An 18,519-nucleotide genomic window follows, 5' to 3' on the forward strand; every position below is an offset into this window, starting at 1 on the left:
TCACCCAACCCCGCCCATCTGGTCGCGATCCGCTCTCCGGCCAGACCGGCACCGCCCGGCTGGCATTCCTCGGCTCAATGTATACGGACTGAACGAAGCGCCGTTGATGCTGGAAAACTGGGTATAGCCGCATTGCGGCGGGATTCCGGCTGCCCGGAACTGCCAGCAGGGGAGTCTCCGGCCTGAGAAAGCGATTGACGGGGACAATTCCGACATATCAGAATAAGAACCGTTATCAGTAACGAGCTGCCCTATGGACAGCCAACGGTTTTCCCGGAGCCTCTTGTGTCTGCCGTCCATCCCGTCGCCGATCTGTACGCCGACCACCACCACTGGCTGCAGGCCTGGCTGCGCAAGAAGCTGGGGTGCTCGGAGCGTGCGGCGGATCTGGCGCACGACACCTTCGTGCGCCTGCTCGACCGCGAGGAGCCGGTTCGCCCGCAGGAGCCGCGCGCCTTTCTGACCACCATCGCCAAGGGGCTGGTCGCCAATCATTTCCGCCGCCAGAAGATCGAACAGGCCTGGCTGGAAACCCTGGCCCGCCTGCCGGAAGCCGAGGCGCCCTCGCCCGAGGCGCGCGCGCTGATCCTGGAAACCCTGATCGCCATCGACCGCCAGCTTGATGCGCTCGGCCCGCTGGTGCGCCGCGCCTTTCTGCTCTCCCAGCTGGATGGCCTGCCGCAGGCCGAAATCGCCGCCCGCCTGGGTGTTTCCGTGCCTACCGTGAAACGCTACGTCGCCAAGGCATTGGTGGCATGCTGCTTCGCCGGTGCCGACTGAGGCGCGGCGCGCCGGCAGCGCGCAGGACATCCGCCTGGAAGCCGCGCTGTGGCTGGTCGAGCTGCAGGCCGGCGGCGACGACGCGGAACTGCGCGTGCGCTGGCAGCGCTGGTACGACACTTCCGCCGAGCATCGCCAGGCCTGGGAACGCATCGAAGCCTTCGGCGCCAGCCTGCGCCAGCTTCCGCCCACACTGGCCCATGCGGCGCTGGCGCCGCGCGCATCGCGCCGGCGCGCGCTAAAGGCGCTCGCGCTGCTGCTCGGCGCCGGCGGCGGCGCCTGGCTGGTGGCGGAATCCCGCCATCTGCCGGCGCTGACCGCCGACCTGCGCACCGGGCGCGGCGAACGCCGGCAGATCGCGCTGGAGGATGGCAGCCGGATCGATCTCAACGTCGATACCGCGCTGGACCTGCGCTTTGACGGGCAAATCCGGCGGCTGGTGCTGCATCAGGGCGAGATCCACATCGTCACCGCGCCCGACCCGCAAGGACGCCCGTTCTTCGTCGACACCCCGCAGGGCCGAGCCCGCGCGCTGGGTACGCGCTACATCGTCCGCACCGGTGCGGACGAAGCGGAAACCCGCGTGGCCGTCCATGCTGGCACGGTCGCCATCGAACCCGCAAACGGGGAGCAGGCCGCCCCCGTCCTGCTTCCCGCCGGCCAGCAGACGCGCTTCACCACCCATGCCGTGCAGCCGGCCACGGCCGCCCGGGAGAAGGACGCCGCGTGGACGCGCGGCATCCTGGTGGCCGAGGACATGCCCCTGCCCGCGTTCACCGCCGAACTGGCCCGCCTCACCGGCCGCGCGCTGCGCTGTGATCCGGCGCTGGCACACCTGAAGGTCAGCGGCACCTATCCGCTGGCCGACCCCGAGGCCGTGCTCGACCTGCTGGCGGCCGCGCTGCCGGTGAGGCTGGAACGGCGCAAGCGTTGGTGGGGGAACGTGGAAACGCGCCTGTCGCCGGCCTGAGCACGGCACGGACGATGCCGGCCGGAAAGCGCCGATGCGAGGCTGCATGGTTTTTTTGAACGCGGGTGATCCCGATTCCGTTTTCGCGGGGCATGGATAACGAGACCTTCGTTTTCCTGCCCATCCACGAAAGGGGAATTTCATGAAGCAACCCGCGCGTTCCGGCGGCGCCGCCCTCCACTCCTCCCACCTGCGCATGCATGCACTGGCCCGTGCGCTGCGCCGCGCAGCGCTGGGCGCGGCCCTGGCCTCCGCGCTGCTGCCTGCTGCCGCCCTGCACGCCCAACAGGAGGAAAGCCGCGCCTACGCCATCCCGGCCGGCAGCCTCACCGACGTGCTGAACCGCTTCGGCGTGGAAAGCGGCCTGCTGCTGTCCTTTTCCACCGAGCTTACCGCCGACCGCCAGAGCCCCGGCCTGCAAGGCCGCTACACCACGGCCGCCGCGCTGCATGAACTGCTCCGCCAGAGCGGACTGGAAGCCGTGCCCCAACCCGGCGGCGGCTACCTGCTGCGCCGCGCGCCGGTCTCCGGCAATGCCGACGCGCCCACCCGGCTGGCGGCGGTGCGCGTCCTCGCGCGGCGAGCCGGAGACGGCACCACGGAAGACAGTGCTTCCTACACCAGCCGGGTGACCAGCATCGCCTCGAAGACCGACATGGCCTTCCGCGAGATTCCGCAGTCGGTTTCCGTGGTCACCCGCGCGCAGATCGACGACCAGAAGCTGGTGGACATCAACGACGCGCTGAAGCTGATGCCCGGCGTCACCGTGAACCGGATGAACGACAACTCCTTCAACTTCTACTCGCGCGGCTTCCAGATCACCTCGATGCAGGTGGACGGCGGCGCCCCGCTGGCGCTCGGCGCCTACACCTACAGTCCGTTGCAGGACCTGGCGTTCTACGACCGCGTGGAAGCCATGCGCGGTGCCTCCGGCCTGCTCGGCGGCATGGGCGACCCCGGCGGCATCATCAACCTGGCGCGCAAGAAACCGCTGGCCGAAGCGCAGACCGTGCTGGAACTGTCCGCCGGCAGTTGGGACCACTACCGCGCGGTGGCGGACTTCAGCCGCCCCTTGACCGAAGACGGCCGCATCCGCGGCCGTGCCGTGGTGCTCTACGAGAACCGCGATTACCACCTGGACCACCGCAGCACCGAACGCCCGGCCTTCTACGGCGTCATCGAGGCCGACCTGGGCGACCGCACGCTGTTCACGCTGGGCGGCAGCTTCAACCGCCGCAACGAGACCGGCGGCGGCTCGGGCCTGCCGCGCTACGCCGATGGCCGCGCGCTCGACCTCAAGCGCAGCGCCAGCCTGACCCAGCCCTGGGCCTACAAGGACAGCGACGAAAGCGAAGTCTTCGCCCAGTTCGCCCATACCTTCGCCAACGGCTGGGCGCTCAAGCTCAACCTGACCCACAGCGAGACCGACACGGAAGCCAATACCGCCTTCGTCGGCGGTCCGGTCGATCCCGCCACCGGGCTGGGCGTCTGGGCCGGTGGCCACTACGAGTACGAAAACCGCCAGGATCTGGTCGACCTCAACCTCAGCGGCAACTTCGAGCTGTTCGGCCGTACCCACGAACTGCTGCTGGGCGCGGACTGGCAGCGCGTGAAGAGCCGCTGGATCGCCGCCACCTTCGCCGGCCACTGGAGCGACCCGGCCTACGTGCCCGGCGGCGGCGATGCATGGAATCCGGACCACGACGTTTCCCAGCGCTACCACACCCGCTACGGCCCCTGGGGCCAGGAACAGGTCGGCGGCTACGCGGTGCTGCGCCTGCATCCCACCGACCGCCTGCACGTGGTCGCCGGCGCCCGCGCCAGCCGCTACGAGTTCGATCAGCGCATTTCCTCCGCACCCTCGGCTTCGGCGCCCTGGACCACCACCTCCGACTTGCCGTTCAGCCTCGGCACCAAGATCACCCCCTACGGCGGCGTGATCTACGATCTGAACGACAACTGGTCTGCCTACCTGAGCTATGCCGGCATCTACAAGCCGCAATCGCTGATGCTCTACGGCCCGCCGCCGGGCAGCGGCTCTCTGGAGCCCATCAAGGGCAAGAGCTACGAGGCCGGCCTGAAGGGCGAACTGTACGGCGGGCGCCTCAATGCCACGCTGAGCGTGTTCAACGTCGAGCGCACCGGCACGGCGCTGCTCGACACCCGCTACCCCGCCAACTACCACGCCTATTCGGGCAACTGCTGCTATCTGCCGCAGGGCAAGGTCACCAGCCGCGGCGTGGACGTGGAGATCGGCGGCGAACTGCTGCCCGGCTGGCAGGCCGCGCTGGGCTATACCTACAACCGCACACGCGACGAGAAGGCCGGCAGCACCTTCAGCACCATCACGCCGCGCCATCTGCTCAAGCTGTCCACGGCTTACACGCTGCCGGGCGAATGGTCGCGCTGGAAGGTGGGCGGCAGCGCGCACGTGCAGAGCAAGACCCTGGTCAGCGGCACCGCCACCCTCAACGGCGTCGACCGGGCCTACGACTTCCGCGAGGGCGGCTACGCGGTGCTCAACGCCATGGTGCAGTACCGCCTGGACCCGAAGTGGACGCTGGCGCTCAACGTCAACAACCTGTTCGACCGCAAGTATTACGAGAACATCGGCGATACCTGCTGCAACAACTGGTACGGCACGCCGCGCAGCGCCATGCTGACGCTCACCTACCGGCAGTAGGCGCGCGTGCGGAGGCACCCGGACGGCGCCGCGGAACGTGGCGCGCTGCCGCTCCGCATGCCGGCCGGTGCCTCCCGCGCGCATCATGATCCACCGACGCCAGGTGAGCATATGTGCAACGTGAAGACACGATGCTCGGTGAATCCTGTACGCATGCATCGGTTAGAATCCCGGGCGATTCATTCATCGCAATCGTGACATTCGGGAGAGAAAGCATGTTCGATCAGGAAGACGGCGAACTCAACGTGGTCATCGGGGTACTGTTCGGCGTCATCGCGCTGGTCATCGCCTTCGTCATCGGGCTGGGGGTGTATTCCCTGCGTGGCCAGAATCCGGCGCCGGCCGGCGCCGTGCAGGAAGCCAGCGTGGAAGCTGCCGGAATCGCGGTGGTCGAAGTCGAGTTCGTCGAGACCGCCGAAGTCGGCGAAGCGCTGTTGAAGATCTACTTCGACACCGGCTCTTCCTCCCTGCCCGCCGATACCACGGTGGAGCTCGAGCGCATCGTCGCCGAACTGGGCAGCCGTTCTGAAACGGTGGCGCTGATCTCCGGCTTCCACGATGAAAGCGGCAGCGCCGAGGCCAATGCGGCGATTGCCCGCGACCGCGCGGTGGCCGTCGGCCAGGCGCTGGTTGCCGCCGGCGCCCCCGCCGAGCGGGTGCAGCTGCGCCGCCCGGCCGTGACCCTGGGCGACGGCGACGCGGCCGAGGCCCGCCGCGTGGAAATCCGCGTGCAGTAAGCAGCGCTTCCTCATGGCTTGAAGAACGCCCCGGCAACGGGGCGTTCTGCTATGTGTTCCCCGCCTGCCCAATGGCGCCGGAGATGAGGACAGCGAACGCCTCGGCCCGGCCTAGCCAGAGTCCGGTATCGATATGTGCCAGCGTGCCTTGCGGCGACTCCAGCGCCAGGGTCGGGAAGCCCTGCCCGCCCACGCGCGCCAGCCAGCGGCGGCTGTCCTCGATGTACCGCCCGGTGGGCTCGCCGGCCAGTTCTGCATAGCGCGCTTCGAAATCCTCCGCATCCAGGCCGAGCTCGACCGCCAGTTCGTGCAGCACGGCGGGGTCGGCGATGCGGCGGCCCTCGACGTAATGGGCGCTCTGCACACGGTGCAGCATCGCCAGCCCCTGCCCCTCGAGCGCTTGTGCGGCCAGGATGGCGGTGGTGGGCGGCGCCGAATCCAGCAGCGCGCCGTTGTCGCGCAGCAGTCCGTCGATATAGGCATTGCCGAACGGCTGGCCGGTGAGCTCGGCGATGCGCCGGTCGTGGGGCAGGACGTATTCGCGCCATTGCGGGGTGATCTGCCGGCGGTTGGTGCCGGTCATCATGCCGCCGCCGTGCAGGGCGATGCGCAGGCCGTCCACCCCGGCCGCCGCGCTCAGCAGCGGTGCGGCGGCGTAGCACCAGCCGCAGAGCGGGTCGAAGATGTAGTGCAGGGTGTTCATTGTCCATTTCTCTCGTGTTTCGCCGCCGGGCGGAGGCTTACGGCCGGCGGCAGGTGCATCTGCTGCGGCCACTTCAATTCGCCCTGGATGACCTTGGTGGACAGTTCCAGCGACGCGGGGTCGCCAAGCTGCGGATAGCGGCGCTGCATGGCGGCGATTCATGAGGTTCTCTCGGAGCCGGGTGATGCGGTGAAGGAATTTTAGAAAAATCGACTTGCGCGAAAAACACGCCAATCTAAAATTCATTGTTTCCTTATTCGATCAAATCATGGATCGCATCCGCGCCGCGCAGGTATTCGTCGCCATCGCCGAGCGCGGCAGCCTGACCAAGGCCGCCGAACTGCTCGACATGTCGCGCGCCATGGTCACCCGCCACCTGGCGGAGATGGAAAGCTGGGCGGGTGCGCGCCTATTCCACCGCAGTACGCGGCGCATTGGCCTGACGGCGGCCGGCGAAGCCACGCTGGCGCGTTGCCGGGAGATGCTCGCCCTGGCCGAGCAGGTGCCCAGCGCCGGGGAGCACGGTGGAAGCACGCTGCGCGGCATCCTGCGCATCGCCTGCGCGCCCTCGCTCGCCCAGGCCACGCTGGCCACGGCGGTCGCGCGCTTCCTGCAGCGCCATCCGGAAACGGCCGTGGTCCTGCAGGTGGATTATCAGGCGGTGAATCTGGTGGGCGAACGCATCGATCTGGCCATCCGCATCACCAACCATCTGGAGCCTGGCCTGATCGCCCGGCGCATCGGCGACTGCCCATCGGTAGTCTGCGCTTCGCCCGACTATTTGCGCCGCCACGGCACGCCCCGGCGCGCGGAGGATCTGGCCGAGCACAACTGCCTGACCTACGCCTACTTCGGCAGGAGCCTGTGGCATTTCCGCCGTGCGGGCGGCACGGTGGGTGTGCCGGTGGGCGGCAATCTGAGCGCCAACGATTCGCTGGTGCTGCTGCACGCCGCGCTGGCCGGCGCCGGCATCGTCATGCAGCCGGCCTACTCCGCCGCGCCGTGGATCGCCAGCGGCGAACTGGTGGCCCTGCTGCCCGGCGAGACGCCGCAGTTGCTGGGCATCCACGCGCTGTATGCCTCACGTGAATACCAGCCCGCATTGCTGCGCGCGATGCTCGATCATCTGGCCAAGTGGTTCGGGGACGATTCCCGTCTCGCTGCGGATGCGCCAGGGCGCACGGGTTTGCCGCACGCACCGGGCTGAGCGCCCGGCACCGGGCAAGGTTTCAGGTCAGCACGAAATCCCGTGCCTGCGGCGGCGCGCTCAGCGGCTCCAGCCCGCTCAGTTCGCAGGTGACGAACTCGATGTTGTGGCACAGCGAATCGAGCGCCAGATCGTTGGCCTCGGTGCCGAAGGGCTCTTCCAGCTGCTCCCCCACGACCTCCACTGCCAGGAAGGTATACGCGACGAAGGTGGAAATCAGCAGCGTCAGCCAGCCCAGCGTGGTGGTCAGGCCGATCGGCAGCATCAGGCAGTAGCCGATGATGGTGCGGTTCATCAGCACCCGGTAGGTGTAGGGGATGGGCGTGTTGGCGATGCGCTCGCAGGAGCCGGCCACTTCGCCGAGGAGGTCGAGGTCGCGCGTCAGCGCCAGCCACTCCATGTCGCTCAGGGCACCCTCGCGGCGCAGGCCGGCAAGGCGCTGGTTCAGCACGCGCAGCACGGCCTGCGCGGGAAAGCGCTTGCCGCCGGTTTCCGCCAGCATGGCCGGATCGAGCCGCCGGTTCAGGTCATCCGCCGGATCGGTGAAGCGCAACTGGTGCTTGAGCGCATAGGCAAAACCCGCCACCGCACGCGTGAACTCGTGGCGCAGCGTGGCATGGGCTTCGCCGGGCAGGGTCGCGCAGAGCTTGCTGATCAGGTTGCGCGCGACGATCAGCAGCATGCCCCACTGTTTGCGGGCTTCCCAGAAGCGCTCGTAGCTGACGGAATTGCGGAACCCCAGGAAGATCGCCAGGGCGATGCCCATCAGCGTGAAGGGCGGAATGCTCAGCGCCGACTCGGGATAGTGCGTCATCCACCACTCGCGGCACAGCACACTGAGCACCGACACCGCGAGGATCAGCCCGAGCCGGCCGATGATCTGCGGCAGCACCGAACCCCGCCAGACGAAAAGGAGACGGAACCAGTGGTGCAGCGGGCGAACGATCATGTCGGGGGTGGCGTGCGGCGGAAGGCCCGCGGATCATAGCACTCCACCCCATGCGGGGGAACGTCGCGAGAGGCCTCAGCCGGTATGGACGTGCTGGGGCGCTTCCTTGCCGACCAGTACGCATTGCTTGCCGGTACGCCGGCAGTGGTCCTGCACCCGCCAATAGGCATCGTGGCCCACGCAGCCGGTCTGGCAGATCACCAGATCAGCGGCCACCAGGCTGGCTTCCAGCACCTCGGGGTCGTGATTGCCCTGCTCGCCGTCCAGCGCATGCAGCATGAACGCACCGCCGGCGCGCTCCACCATGCGCCGTGCGGCGCCGATCTCCGGTGCGTTGCTGCCGACGCACAACACGGCCTTGCTGCGCAGATCGGCCAGCCGCTCGACGCGCGGCGTGCGCGGGCGGTTGCGCGGTTCGCGCATCAGATCCTGCACGCGCTCCACCAGCGCTTCGACGCGGCGCGCCAGCGCCAGCCGGCGCGGCAGGCCGGGAATGGCGGCCTCCAGTTCGGCGCGCTCCTCGCGGGCCAGCGCCAGCGCGGTATCGCGGGCGATGAGTTCGCCGCGCAGGCGGATGATCTCCGCGCCCAGGCGCTCGATCTCGGCGGCCTGCTCCGCGATCAGATCGCTGCAACGGCGCTGCACGCTGCCCAGGCGGCCGACAAGGCCACGGTATTCGCCGACGATGGAGTTGTTGTAGGTCGTCATCGAGGTCTCCTGCGGGGTGGAACGAAGCATCAACGCGGGGAATTATAGTTGAGAATCTATCTCATTAAGCCATTTTCGATTTTCGATACATTCGCGGAGGCTGCCCGAAACAGGGGAAAGTCCTTTTCAGATCGCGCACATACGGCTAAGGTAAGGACATCCCGCGTTGCACTCGAGAAACACTTTTCTTCCCCATGCAGGTCTCCGGCGCGGTTTCGTCCGCCTATTCCTCGCCATTCGGCAGCAAGGATTCCCCGCTTGGCGCGGAGGGAGAGGCGCGCGCGCGCCAGGAGGACGCGGAAAAGACCGGGCAGTCCGGCGGGAACGGGAAAAACGCGGCGCCGGGAACGGATGCCGAACTCAGCGAGGCCGACCAGCGCCTGCTGGAACGCCTCAAGGAGCGCGACCGCGAAGTCCGCGCCCACGAGATGGCCCACCTGGTCGCCGGCGCGGGCATCGCGCGCGGCGGCGCCACCTACACCTACCAGGTCGGCCCCGACGGCCAGCGCTACGCGGTGGGCGGCGAAGTGTCCATCGATACCTCCCCCGGGCGCACCCCCGAGGAAACCCTGCGGAAAGCCGAAAAAATCCGCGCCGTGGCGCTGGCGCCGGCCGAGCCTTCCTCCCAGGACCGCGCGGTGGCCGCGGAGGCCGCACGCATGGCCGCCCAGGCCCGCCAGGAACTGGCCGCCAGCGAACGCGGCACGGAAGACGGCACCAACCCGGTCAACTCGGCGGAGCGCAGCGGCGGGGCCTACGCCCTCTTCGACGAAAGCGCGCTGCGCCCAGCGCGTACCGGCGGCCTGATCGACACCCGCGCCTGAATGGCGCTACCGGCTTACCCTATAATCCCGCACCTCGTCGCATCCCATGCCGGGCCCTTGCTGCGCCCGCAACATCCATGTCTTCCGCCGAATCCAGTTCCGCCCCATCGCCGCAACACGCCGCGCTGTTGCCCGCCCTGCCGTTCGCCCGCCCCGGCCAGCGCGTCGAACTTCCCGCCCTGAGCGGTTCCAGCGATGCCCTGGCGCTGGCACTGCTGGGCGAACGCGCCGGCACCCTGCTGGTGGTCACCGCCGACCCCATCGACGCCCAGCGCCTGCGCGAGGAAATCGCCTGGATCGCCCCGACCCTGCGCCTGCACACCCTGCCGGACTGGGAAACCCTGCCCTACGACGCCTTCTCGCCGCACCAGGATCTGATCTCCGAACGCCTGTCCACGCTCTACGCCGTCTCGCGCGGCGAGGCCGACGTGGTGCTGGTGCCGGCATCCACCGCGCTGTACCGCATGGCGCCGCCGGCCTTCCTGGCGGCCTACACCTTCTTTCTGAAGCAGGGCGAGCGCCTGGATGCCGACCAGTTGCGCGCGCAGATGACCCTGGCGGGCTACGCCCACGTCACCCAGGTGGTCAGCCCGGGCGAATTCTCGGTGCGCGGCGGGTTGATCGACCTGTACCCGATGGGCGCCCCGCTGCCCTACCGCATCGATCTGTTCGACGACGAGGTCGAGAGCATCAAGACCTTCGACCCGGACACCCAGCGCACCGTCTACCCGGTGAAGGAAATCCGCCTGCTGCCGGCGCGCGAATTCCCGCTCGACGAAAAGAGCCGCGGGCAGTTCCGCGGGCGCTTCCGCGAGACCTTCGAGGGCGATCCCACGCGCAGCCCGATCTATAAGGATGTTTCCAACGGCATCGCGCCGGCCGGCATCGAGTACTACCTGCCGCTGTTCTTCGACGACACCGCGACCATCTTCGACTACCTGCCGGCCGACACGCCGGTGCTGCTGCATCGCGACGTACCGGCCGCCATCGCCGAGTTCTGGCGCGATACGCGCTCGCGCCACGATCTGCTGAAGGGCGACCGCAGCCGCCCGGTGCTGCCGCCCGAGGCCCTGTTCCTCAGCGAGGAAGCCTTCTTCGTCGCCCTGCAGGAGCGCGCGCGCTACGTGCTGCCCGCCACGGGCGAGAGCGGCCCGGCCGAGGCGTTGCCGCCCGTGGCCGTGGAGGGCAAGGCCACCGACCCGCTGCACCGCCTGAAGGCCTTCTGCGCCGGCTTCGACGGCCGCGTGCTGGTGCTCGCCGATTCGCCCGGACGGCGCGAGACCATGGCGGAGTACTTCCAGCAGTACGCCCTGCCCTTCGCCCCCAGCGCGGACTTCGCCGGCTTCCTGGCGGGCGACGCGCCGCTGGTGCTCGGCGTGGGGCCGCTGGCCAGCGGTTTCGCCTTGCCCGCCGCGAGCGTGGCGGTGGTCACCGAAGCCGAGTTGTACGCCGCCACCGCGCGCACCCGAGGTAGGCGCGACAACCGCCGCGCCACCACCATGGAAGGCTGGCTGCGCGATCTCTCCGAACTCAAGGTGGGCGACCCGGTGGTGCACGTGTCGCACGGCGTGGGCCGCTACATGGGCCTGATCCACATGAACCTCGGCGAGGGCGACACCGAGTTCCTGCACCTCGAATACAACGGCGGCGACAAGCTGTACGTGCCGGTCTCGCAATTGCATGTGATCACCCGCTACGCCGGCGCCGACCCGGAAGGCGTGGACCTGCACCGCCTGGGTTCCGGGCAGTGGGAAAAGGCCAAGAAAAAGGCCGCCATGCAGGTACGCGACACCGCTGCCGAACTGCTCGCCCTGTACGCCCAGCGCGCCAGCCGCGCCGGCCACCGCTTCGACTTCAAGCAGCACGACCTGGACGCCTTCGCCGAAGGCTTCGGCTTCGAGACCACACCCGACCAGCAGGCCGCCATCGACGCGGTGATCGCCGACATGCGGACCGGGCGGCCGATGGACCGCCTGGTGTGCGGCGACGTGGGCTTCGGCAAGACCGAGGTGGCCCTGCGCGCGGCCTTCGTCGCCGTGGCCGACGGCAAGCAGGTGGCCGTGCTGTGTCCCACCACCCTGCTCACCGAGCAGCACTGGCAGACCTTCTCCGACCGCTTCGCCGACTGGCCGGTGAAAGTCGCCGAGCTGTCGCGCTTCCGCAGCGCCAAGGAGCAGAACGAGGCGCTGGCGCAGCTGGCCGAAGGCAAGGTGGACATCCTCATCGGCACCCACCGCCTGCTTCAGAAGGACGTCAAGTTCAAGCGCCTGGGGTTGGTGATCATCGACGAGGAGCACCGCTTCGGCGTGCGCCAGAAGGAAGCCCTGAAGGCGCTGCGCAGCGAGGTGGACATCCTCACCCTCACCGCCACGCCCATCCCGCGCACGCTCGGGCTGGCGCTGGAAGGCATGCGCGAGTTCTCGGTGATCGCCACCGCGCCCTCGCGCCGGCTGGCCATCAAGACCTTCGTGCAGCGCTGGAGCAAGGGCATCGTGCGCGAGGCAGTGCTGCGCGAATTCAAGCGCGGCGGGCAGGTGTACTTCCTGCACAACGAAGTGGACACCATCGAGAACATGCGCAACACCCTGGCCGAGATGCTGCCCGAGGCGCGCATCGTGGTCGGCCACGGACAGATGCCGGAGCGCGAACTGGAGCGCGTGATGCGCGACTTCACGCAGAAGCGCGCCAACCTGCTGCTGTGCACGACCATCATCGAGACCGGCATCGACATCCCCACCGCCAACACCATCCTGATCAACCGCGCCGACCGCTTCGGCCTCGCCCAGCTGCACCAGCTGCGCGGCCGCGTGGGGCGCAGCCACCACCAAGCCTACGCCTACCTGCTCACCGATGCGGAAGCGAAGCCCACCACGCAGGCGCAGAAGCGCCTGGAAGCCATCACCATGATGGAAGACTTGGGCGCCGGTTTCTACCTGGCCATGCACGACCTGGAAATCCGCGGCGCCGGCGAGGTGCTGGGCGAGCACCAGTCCGGCGAGATCCAGCAGGTCGGCTTCAGCCTGTACACCGAGATGCTCAAGCGCGCGGTGAAGGATCTGCAGGCCGGCAAGGAGCCGGACCTCTCCCAGCCGCTGGAAGTGGTTTCCGAAATCAACCTGCACATCCCCGCCCTGCTGCCCTCGGATTACTGCCCCGACGTGCAGGAACGCCTGACGCTGTACAAGCGCCTGGCCAACTGCGAAAACGAGGAGGATCTGCGCGCGCTGCAGGAAGAGCTGATCGACCGCTTCGGCGAACTGCCGCCGCAGACCCAGGCCCTGCTGGAAACCCACCGCCTGCGCCTGGTGGTGCATCCCTACGGCGTGATCAAGGTGGACGCCTCGGAATCCCAGGTCAGCGTGCAGTTCGGCGCCCAGCCGGCCATCGACCCCGGCAAGGTCATCCTGCTCCTCCAGCGCGACCGCAACACCCGCATGGCCGGACCGGACCGCCTGATCCGCAAGGCGAACCTGCCCCAGCCGCGCCAGCGCGTGCAGGCCGTGCGGGAACTGCTCGAAGCCGTACGCGCGCACTAGGGCGTGCAATAAGACACATACTTTGACAGGGCTTCCCGGCTGCGCCCGCGCATGCCGGTGAAATGGCTGGCTACAATGAAAATCACGGACGGGCAGCGGCAGCCGCCCGGCCCTTTTCAGTCAACCGGGAGAGTGCAAGTGGCAAGCAAAAAGATCGAGGATGTGGAAGGCATCGGCGAAGTCATCGGCGGCAAGCTGCGCGCGGCCGGCGTCAAGGACACCGACGGCCTGCTGGCGGCCTCCGCGACCCCCGCCCAGCGCAAGCAGCTGGCCGAAAAGGCGGGCCTGAGCGAGAAGCAGATCCTCAAGTTCGCCAACATGGTCGACCTGTACCGCATCGACGGCGTCGGTTCAGAGTACTCCGAGTTGCTCGAGGCCGCCGGCGTGGACACCGTGCCCGAACTCGCCCAGCGCAACGCCGCCAACCTGACCGTGGCGCTGGCTGAAGCCAACGAGAAACGCAAGCTGGTCCGCCGCGTGCCCAGCGAAGCCGAAGTGGCCAAGTGGGTTGCCCAGGCCAAGACGCTGCCGCGCGTGCTCACCTACTGAGCCACCGCACGCCCCGCTCCGCACGCGGAGCGGGCCACAATACCCGGGCAGAATGCCCTTCCCCTTGGCGGGGCGGGACAAAAAAAGCACCACAGCCGCGCAAAACCGTGTATTGTGCGCGTTGCGGTCGATTCAAGCAGTATGTCCTAGCGGTATTCTGGCAGTACCTTCATCCCTGAACGGTTTCGGTTCGAATTCCCTCGCGCGATTCTTGATCGTTCCTGCGCCCGGGCATTTCGCCCATTCTTTTTTCACGGAACGCCATACATGAGCACTCAAACCGGTACTGTCAAGTGGTTCAACGACTCCAAGGGCTTCGGCTTCATCACCCCGGAAGGCGGCGGTGACGACCTGTTCGCCCACTTCAGCGAAATTCAAGGTTCGGGCTTCAAGACCCTGGCCGAGAACCAGCGCGTCGAATTCGAAACCAAGAACGGCCCGAAGGGCCTGCAGGCCACGAACATCCGCGCGATCTAAGCGCCTCTTCGTTTCCTGCCAAGACGCGGCCGCTCCGGCCGCGTTTTTCTTTTTGCGTGGTCTTCGACATGGATCGTCCGTCCGCGCTCTGCCACACTGAAACATCCTCCGCCCCCCGGACCGCCCCGATGACCACCGCCCCGACCGCCAGCTTCCGCGATCTCGATCTGCCCGCCGCCCTGCTCAGCGCGCTGACCGAGGTCGGCTATGAAACCCCCTCGCCCATCCAGGCCGCGTGCATTCCGCACCTGCTGGCCGGACACGACCTGCTCGGCGAGGCGCAGACCGGCACGGGCAAGACCGCCGCCTTTGCGCTGCCGGCGCTGGCGCGCCTGGATCTGAACAACAACCGCCCGCAGGTGCTGGTGCTCGCGCCCACCCGGGAACTGGCCATCCAGGTCGCCGAGGCCTTCCAGAAGTACGCCCACCACATGCCGGGTTTCCACGTGCTGCCGATCTACGGCGGACAGAGCATGGTGGTGCAGCTTCGCCAGTTGAAGCGCGGCGCGCACGTCGTCGTCGGCACGCCGGGCCGGATCATGGACCACCTGGAACGCGGCAGCCTGAACCTGGACGGACTGCGCACCCTGGTGCTCGACGAAGCCGACGAGATGCTGCGCATGGGCTTCATCGACGACGTGGAATGGATTCTCGAGCACACCCCTGCCGAGCGGCAGACCGCGCTGTTCTCCGCCACCATGCCGGAGGCCATCCGCCGTGTCGCGCACCAGCACCTGCGCGAACCGCGCGAGGTGAAGATCCGCGCAGCGACCAGCACCGTGGCGGCGATCCGCCAGCGCTACTGGCAGGTGCGCGGCGTGGACAAGCTGGACGCGCTGACACGCATCCTGGAGGTCGAGGACGACTTCGACGCGGCCATCGTCTTCGTGCGCACCAAGACCGCCACCGTGGAACTCGCCGACCGCCTGGAAGCGCGCGGGCACGCGGCCGCCGCGCTCAACGGTGACATGACCCAGGGCCTGCGCGAGCAGGTCATCGAACGCCTCAAGGGCGGTTCGCTGGACATCGTGGTGGCCACCGACGTGGCCGCGCGCGGCATCGATGTGCCGCGCATCAGCCACGTGATCAACTACGACATCCCGTACGACACCGAAGCCTACGTGCACCGCATCGGCCGCACCGGCCGGGCCGGCCGCCAGGGCACCGCGATCCTGTTCGTCGCGCCGCGCGAGACGCGCATGCTGAAGACCATCGAGCGCGCCACCCGGCAGCCCATCGAAGCCATTTCCCTGCCCACTCGCGAGGCCGTGGCCGACCGCCGCGAGGCGCAGTTCCGCCAGCAGATCATCGAGACGCTGGAGAAGGAGGATCTGAGCTTCTTCGCGGAAGTGATCGCCCGCATCGAGGAAGAGGAAGGCCTGGACCCACACCAGATCGCCGCGGCGCTGGCCGCCCTGGCGACGCGTGAACGCCCGCTGCGCATCGAAGAGAGCGGACGCGGCTGGGCGCTCGCCACCGCCCCGCAGGACGAACGCCGCGAACGCGCCCCGCGCGAGAACCGGGAAAACCGCGAGGAGATCCTCACCCGCCGCCGCGCCTTCTCCGAAGGTCTGCTGACGCGCTACCGCATCGAGGTGGGCCGCCAGCACGGCGTGACGCCGAAGGAAATCGTCGGCGCGATCGCCAACGAAGGCGGCATCGAGGGCCGCTACATCGGACAGATCCATCTGTTCGACGAATACAGCACGGTGGAATTGCCCAAGGGGCTGCAGGGCGAGATGCTCGGCGCACTCAAGCGCATCCGTGTGCGCCAGCGTCCGCTGGCGATCCGCGCACTCGCAGAAGGAGAAGGCGAGGCCCCGCGCGAACGCGCCCGCCCGGCACCCCGGCAGTACGACGGCGAACGCCCCCAGCGCAAGTACGCGGAGCGCACGGAAGGCGCCAAACGTCCATGGGATGGAGAACGTCGCAGCCCGTCGCGCAAGCCGGCCGGGGATCGCCCGCCGCCGAAGACGCACCGCAAGGGCGGCCAGAAACCGTAAGTCGTGGGAGCCGGTGCGCGCCGGCGGGTCAGTAGCGTCCGCCGCCGCGCCGCGTGGGATCGCTGCCCCAGGCGGCATTGGCGTCGTACTCGAACTCCGGATAGTTCCGGTCATGTTCGAGCAGCAGGCTCATGATGGTCATCGCATGCTCGGGCGGGAAGCCCTGGCGGGCGCCGCCGCGCGTGTCGGTCATCAGCCGGAAGATGAACTGGCGGCACTCCTTGCTGCCCCACATCAGATCGATCTGGCGCAGATGCGGGAAGCGCTCGTAGAGCGCCCGGGTATCGGTTTCGGTCGGACGGCCGCTGGCGGTGTTCATCCCAGGAGATGCTCGGGGAGTGGTTGTCACAGAACGTCGGACTTATAACCGAAGTCGTAGTTCCCCGCAACCACCCGAACGGCGGACGCCGTCCATCAAACGGGTGTCGAGACGTGACCCAGGATGGCGTTGAGCATGGCCGCACCCAACCGTTCGCTGCGCGCTGCGCTCCAGCCTGCCCTTTCGTCGGGCAGCGCGGCATTGTCCTTGAAGGGCATTTCCAGCGTCAGCGACACGCAGCCGAAGTGGTTGGCGACCCACTTGCTGGCAAGCGTGAGCAAGTCCTCGCCGAAACGCCCCGGCAGATAGCCATGCTCGGTCTGGAAATCCGGGCTGGCGGCGAGCAGCGCATCGATGAAGCGCGCCTGCCGGCGGGCCAGTTCGGCCGTGAAGTTGGGCACCTCTTCCGCCGTGGAGAAAAACACGTAGGGCATTTCCTCGTCGCCGTGGATGTCGAGGAACAGGTCGCAGCCGCTTTCCATCATTGCCTGGCGGGTCAACGCCACTTCCGGCGCGGCCAGCGGATCCGGCGCACGCCATTCGCGGTTGAGGTTGCGCCCGGCCGCATTGGTGCGCAGATTCCCGTGCATGGCGCCATCCGGGTTCATGTTCGGGACGATGTGGAAGCGCGCATGTTCGCGCGCCTTGCGCGCCACCGGATCGGCGGGGTCCAGCAGGCGCTTCAGCAGCCCTTCGACGAACCACTCCGCCATGGTTTCGCCCGGATGCTGGCGGGCGATGATCCACACCGGCCGGCGCTGCGGAGCAGGCTCGCCGACCACGATCACGTCGACATCACGCCCTTCCACGGTGGCGCCCAGGTTGCGCACGCGCGCGCCGGGATGCTGCGCCGCCCAGGCCAGCAGATCCAGATGGCGCTCGTGCGAATAGGGTTCGAAGTAGGCGTAGTAGATGCTGTCCTGCTCCGGAGTGTGCTCGACCACCAGGCGGCCGTTTTCATAGCGCGTGGCGTCGATGCGGAACCAGTCGCGCCGATCGTAGGAGGCCACGCAGCGATAGCCCCGCCAGTCCGGGTAGGCCGATTCGGCCGCGTTCTCGAACACCATGCGCAACGGGGTGTGCGCCGCGCCCTGGACGCGGAAATGGAACCACTGGCGGAAGTCGGCCGCATTGTCCGCGCGCAGGCGCAGGCGGATGTTGGCCGGGTCGGCGGCATCCACCACCTCGATGGAGCCCGCGTCGAAAGCGTGGCTGATGCGCATGGCGCTCACTCCTGGCGGCGGCGGAACACCAGGGTGTCGTCGTCCGAGGCGGCCTCGACGAAGGCATAGCCCTCCGCGTCGAAATCCTTCAGGGCCTCGACATCCATCGCACGCTGCCGGATGACGTGGCGGCACATCAGCCCGCGCGCGCGCTTGGCGTAGAAGCTGATGATCTTGTAGCGCCCGCCCTTCCAGTCCTCGAACACCGGGGTGACCACACGCCCGCCGAGCTTGTCGGCCTGGACGGACTTGAAGTACTCCTCGGAAGCCAGGTTGACCAGCACTGGCAGTTCGCCCGATTCGCGCTGCGCCGCGAGCGTGGCACGCAGCGCATCGGTGATCCGGCTCCCCCACCAGGCGTACAGGTTGCGCCCGCGCGGATTGGCGAGCCGGGTGCCCATCTCCAGCCGGTAGGCCTGCATCAGATCCAGCGGGCGCAGCACCCCGTACAGCCCGGAGAGGATGCGCAGATGGTCCTGCGCCCAGGAAAGGTCGTCGTCGCCCAGGCTGGCGGCGTCCAGGCCCTCATACACGTCGCCGTTGAAGGCCAGCACCGCCTGCTTGGCGTTGGCGGTGTCGAAGGGGCGGGACCAGGCGGCGTAGCGCGCCACGTTGAGGGTGGCGAGCTGGTCGGAGAGGTCCATCAGCTTCGCCACGTCCTGCGGCGCGAGTTCGCGCAGGATGCCGATCAGTTCTTCGGCCTGGTCGAGGAAATCCGGCTGGCTGTGGCGGGTGGTGGTCGGCGGGGTTTCGTAGTCCAGCGCCTTGGCGGGGGAGATGACGAAAAGCATGGTGTTGTGCGCGGGTTGGGGAATTGCTGGATGGTAGCAAAAGCGCACGGCCCGCAGCGC

17 protein-coding genes are annotated in these 18,519 nt (G+C 68.2%); 10 read left to right on the top strand and 7 right to left on the bottom strand.

Annotated features, from left to right (window positions below; all coding sequences use genetic code 11):
* Positions 1–285: 285 nt before the first annotated feature.
* The 4 genes from E6C76_RS04840 to E6C76_RS04855 all read left to right on the top strand — a co-directional run bounded on the left by E6C76_RS04840 (position 286) and on the right by E6C76_RS04855 (position 5,170).
* On the top strand, positions 286–780 hold the full coding sequence (locus E6C76_RS04840) for a sigma-70 family RNA polymerase sigma factor (protein ID WP_136347137.1): 495 nt from the start codon (positions 286–288) through the stop codon (positions 778–780).
* Positions 770–1,750 carry a FecR domain-containing protein gene (locus E6C76_RS04845; protein ID WP_136347138.1) on the top strand — a complete coding sequence of 327 codons (981 nt, stop codon included), beginning with the start codon at positions 770–772 and terminating at the stop codon, positions 1,748–1,750. Before E6C76_RS04840 ends, E6C76_RS04845 begins: the two co-directional genes overlap by 11 nt.
* 142 nt (positions 1,751–1,892) lie before the next feature.
* Positions 1,893–4,433: a TonB-dependent siderophore receptor gene (locus E6C76_RS04850; RefSeq protein ID WP_136347139.1), complete on the top strand. Its 2,541-nt coding sequence runs from the start codon at positions 1,893–1,895 to the stop codon at positions 4,431–4,433.
* 215 nt (positions 4,434–4,648) lie between these two features.
* A complete protein-coding gene (locus E6C76_RS04855) occupies positions 4,649–5,170 on the top strand; it encodes an OmpA family protein (protein ID WP_136347140.1) in 522 nt (173 codons plus the stop codon).
* Between the two features lie 49 nt (positions 5,171–5,219).
* Here E6C76_RS04855 and E6C76_RS04860 read toward each other — a convergent pair whose 3' ends face one another.
* Both E6C76_RS04860 and E6C76_RS21995 read right to left on the bottom strand, forming a co-directional pair.
* Positions 5,220–5,873: a DsbA family protein gene (locus E6C76_RS04860; protein ID WP_136347141.1), complete on the bottom strand. Its 654-nt coding sequence runs from the start codon at positions 5,871–5,873 to the stop codon at positions 5,220–5,222.
* The gene (locus E6C76_RS21995) at positions 5,870–6,022 is read right to left on the bottom strand and encodes a hypothetical protein (protein ID WP_168734244.1); all 153 of its coding nucleotides are present in this window, start codon (positions 6,020–6,022) and stop codon (positions 5,870–5,872) included. Before E6C76_RS21995 ends, E6C76_RS04860 begins: the two co-directional genes overlap by 4 nt.
* Before the next feature lie 119 nt (positions 6,023–6,141).
* Between E6C76_RS21995 and E6C76_RS04865 the strand changes: the two genes are divergently transcribed.
* Positions 6,142–7,080, top strand: a complete 939-nt coding sequence (locus tag E6C76_RS04865; RefSeq protein WP_136347142.1) for a LysR family transcriptional regulator — start codon at positions 6,142–6,144, stop codon at positions 7,078–7,080.
* Between the two features lie 22 nt (positions 7,081–7,102).
* Here E6C76_RS04865 and E6C76_RS04870 read toward each other — a convergent pair whose 3' ends face one another.
* Positions 7,103–8,029 carry a bestrophin family protein gene (locus tag E6C76_RS04870; RefSeq protein ID WP_136347143.1) on the bottom strand — a complete coding sequence of 309 codons (927 nt, stop codon included), beginning with the start codon at positions 8,027–8,029 and terminating at the stop codon, positions 7,103–7,105.
* A gap of 75 nt (positions 8,030–8,104) precedes the next feature.
* The gene (locus E6C76_RS04875) at positions 8,105–8,737 is read right to left on the bottom strand and encodes a DUF2325 domain-containing protein (RefSeq protein ID WP_211090115.1); all 633 of its coding nucleotides are present in this window, start codon (positions 8,735–8,737) and stop codon (positions 8,105–8,107) included.
* Positions 8,738–8,931: 194 nt separating this feature from the next.
* Here E6C76_RS04875 and E6C76_RS04880 point away from each other — a divergent pair, with 194 nt between their 5' ends.
* From E6C76_RS04880 to E6C76_RS04900, 5 genes are all read left to right on the top strand, one after another.
* On the top strand, positions 8,932–9,561 hold the full coding sequence (locus E6C76_RS04880) for a putative metalloprotease CJM1_0395 family protein (protein WP_136347144.1): 630 nt from the start codon (positions 8,932–8,934) through the stop codon (positions 9,559–9,561).
* Positions 9,562–9,638: 77 nt separating this feature from the next.
* On the top strand, positions 9,639–13,097 hold the full coding sequence (mfd, locus tag E6C76_RS04885) for a transcription-repair coupling factor (protein ID WP_136347145.1): 3,459 nt from the start codon (positions 9,639–9,641) through the stop codon (positions 13,095–13,097).
* 138 nt (positions 13,098–13,235) lie between these two features.
* On the top strand, positions 13,236–13,646 hold the full coding sequence (locus tag E6C76_RS04890) for a DUF4332 domain-containing protein (protein WP_211090116.1): 411 nt from the start codon (positions 13,236–13,238) through the stop codon (positions 13,644–13,646).
* A gap of 267 nt (positions 13,647–13,913) precedes the next feature.
* Positions 13,914–14,123 (top strand): cold-shock protein, encoded by a 210-nt coding sequence (locus tag E6C76_RS04895; protein WP_136347147.1) that lies wholly within the window; start codon positions 13,914–13,916, stop codon positions 14,121–14,123.
* Between the two features lie 128 nt (positions 14,124–14,251).
* Positions 14,252–16,126, top strand: a complete 1,875-nt coding sequence (locus E6C76_RS04900) for a DEAD/DEAH box helicase (RefSeq protein WP_211090117.1) — start codon at positions 14,252–14,254, stop codon at positions 16,124–16,126.
* A gap of 28 nt (positions 16,127–16,154) precedes the next feature.
* Here the strand turns inward: E6C76_RS04900 and E6C76_RS04905 are convergent, their stop codons facing one another.
* From E6C76_RS04905 to yaaA, 3 genes are all read right to left on the bottom strand, one after another.
* Complete coding sequence (locus tag E6C76_RS04905) at positions 16,155–16,445, bottom strand: hypothetical protein (RefSeq protein WP_136347149.1); 291 nt, start codon at positions 16,443–16,445, stop codon at positions 16,155–16,157.
* Positions 16,446–16,540: 95 nt separating this feature from the next.
* Positions 16,541–17,668 carry a M14 family metallopeptidase gene (locus E6C76_RS04910; RefSeq protein WP_136347150.1) on the bottom strand — a complete coding sequence of 376 codons (1,128 nt, stop codon included), beginning with the start codon at positions 17,666–17,668 and terminating at the stop codon, positions 16,541–16,543.
* A 5-nt stretch (positions 17,669–17,673) separates the two neighbouring features.
* Entirely contained in the window at positions 17,674–18,459 is a 786-nt protein-coding gene (yaaA, locus tag E6C76_RS04915; protein WP_136347151.1) for a peroxide stress protein YaaA, read from the bottom strand.
* Positions 18,460–18,519 lie beyond the last annotated feature (60 nt).

This window comes from Pseudothauera nasutitermitis, assembly GCF_004801295.1.
GTDB classification, from domain to species: Bacteria; Pseudomonadota; Gammaproteobacteria; order Burkholderiales; family Rhodocyclaceae; genus Pseudothauera; species Pseudothauera nasutitermitis.

Excerpts from the sequence above, each read along its gene's own strand:
- E6C76_RS04850 (WP_136347139.1), top strand. The coding sequence starts at position 1,893 with ATGAAGCAACCCGCGCGTTCCGGCGGCGCCGCCCTCCACTCCTCCCAC.
- E6C76_RS04855 (WP_136347140.1), top strand. The coding sequence starts at position 4,649 with ATGTTCGATCAGGAAGACGGCGAACTCAACGTGGTCATCGGGGTACTG.
- E6C76_RS04860 (WP_136347141.1), bottom strand. The coding sequence starts at position 5,873 with ATGAACACCCTGCACTACATCTTCGACCCGCTCTGCGGCTGGTGCTAC.
- E6C76_RS21995 (WP_168734244.1), bottom strand. The coding sequence starts at position 6,022 with ATGCAGCGCCGCTATCCGCAGCTTGGCGACCCCGCGTCGCTGGAACTG.
- E6C76_RS04865 (WP_136347142.1), top strand. The coding sequence starts at position 6,142 with ATGGATCGCATCCGCGCCGCGCAGGTATTCGTCGCCATCGCCGAGCGC.
- E6C76_RS04870 (WP_136347143.1), bottom strand. The coding sequence starts at position 8,029 with ATGATCGTTCGCCCGCTGCACCACTGGTTCCGTCTCCTTTTCGTCTGG.
- E6C76_RS04875 (WP_211090115.1), bottom strand. The coding sequence starts at position 8,737 with ATGACGACCTACAACAACTCCATCGTCGGCGAATACCGTGGCCTTGTC.
- E6C76_RS04880 (WP_136347144.1), top strand. The coding sequence starts at position 8,932 with ATGCAGGTCTCCGGCGCGGTTTCGTCCGCCTATTCCTCGCCATTCGGC.
- mfd (WP_136347145.1), top strand. The coding sequence starts at position 9,639 with ATGTCTTCCGCCGAATCCAGTTCCGCCCCATCGCCGCAACACGCCGCG.
- E6C76_RS04895 (WP_136347147.1), top strand. The coding sequence starts at position 13,914 with ATGAGCACTCAAACCGGTACTGTCAAGTGGTTCAACGACTCCAAGGGC.
- E6C76_RS04900 (WP_211090117.1), top strand. The coding sequence starts at position 14,252 with ATGACCACCGCCCCGACCGCCAGCTTCCGCGATCTCGATCTGCCCGCC.
- E6C76_RS04905 (WP_136347149.1), bottom strand. The coding sequence starts at position 16,445 with ATGAACACCGCCAGCGGCCGTCCGACCGAAACCGATACCCGGGCGCTC.
- E6C76_RS04910 (WP_136347150.1), bottom strand. The coding sequence starts at position 17,668 with ATGCGCATCAGCCACGCTTTCGACGCGGGCTCCATCGAGGTGGTGGAT.
- yaaA (WP_136347151.1), bottom strand. The coding sequence starts at position 18,459 with ATGCTTTTCGTCATCTCCCCCGCCAAGGCGCTGGACTACGAAACCCCG.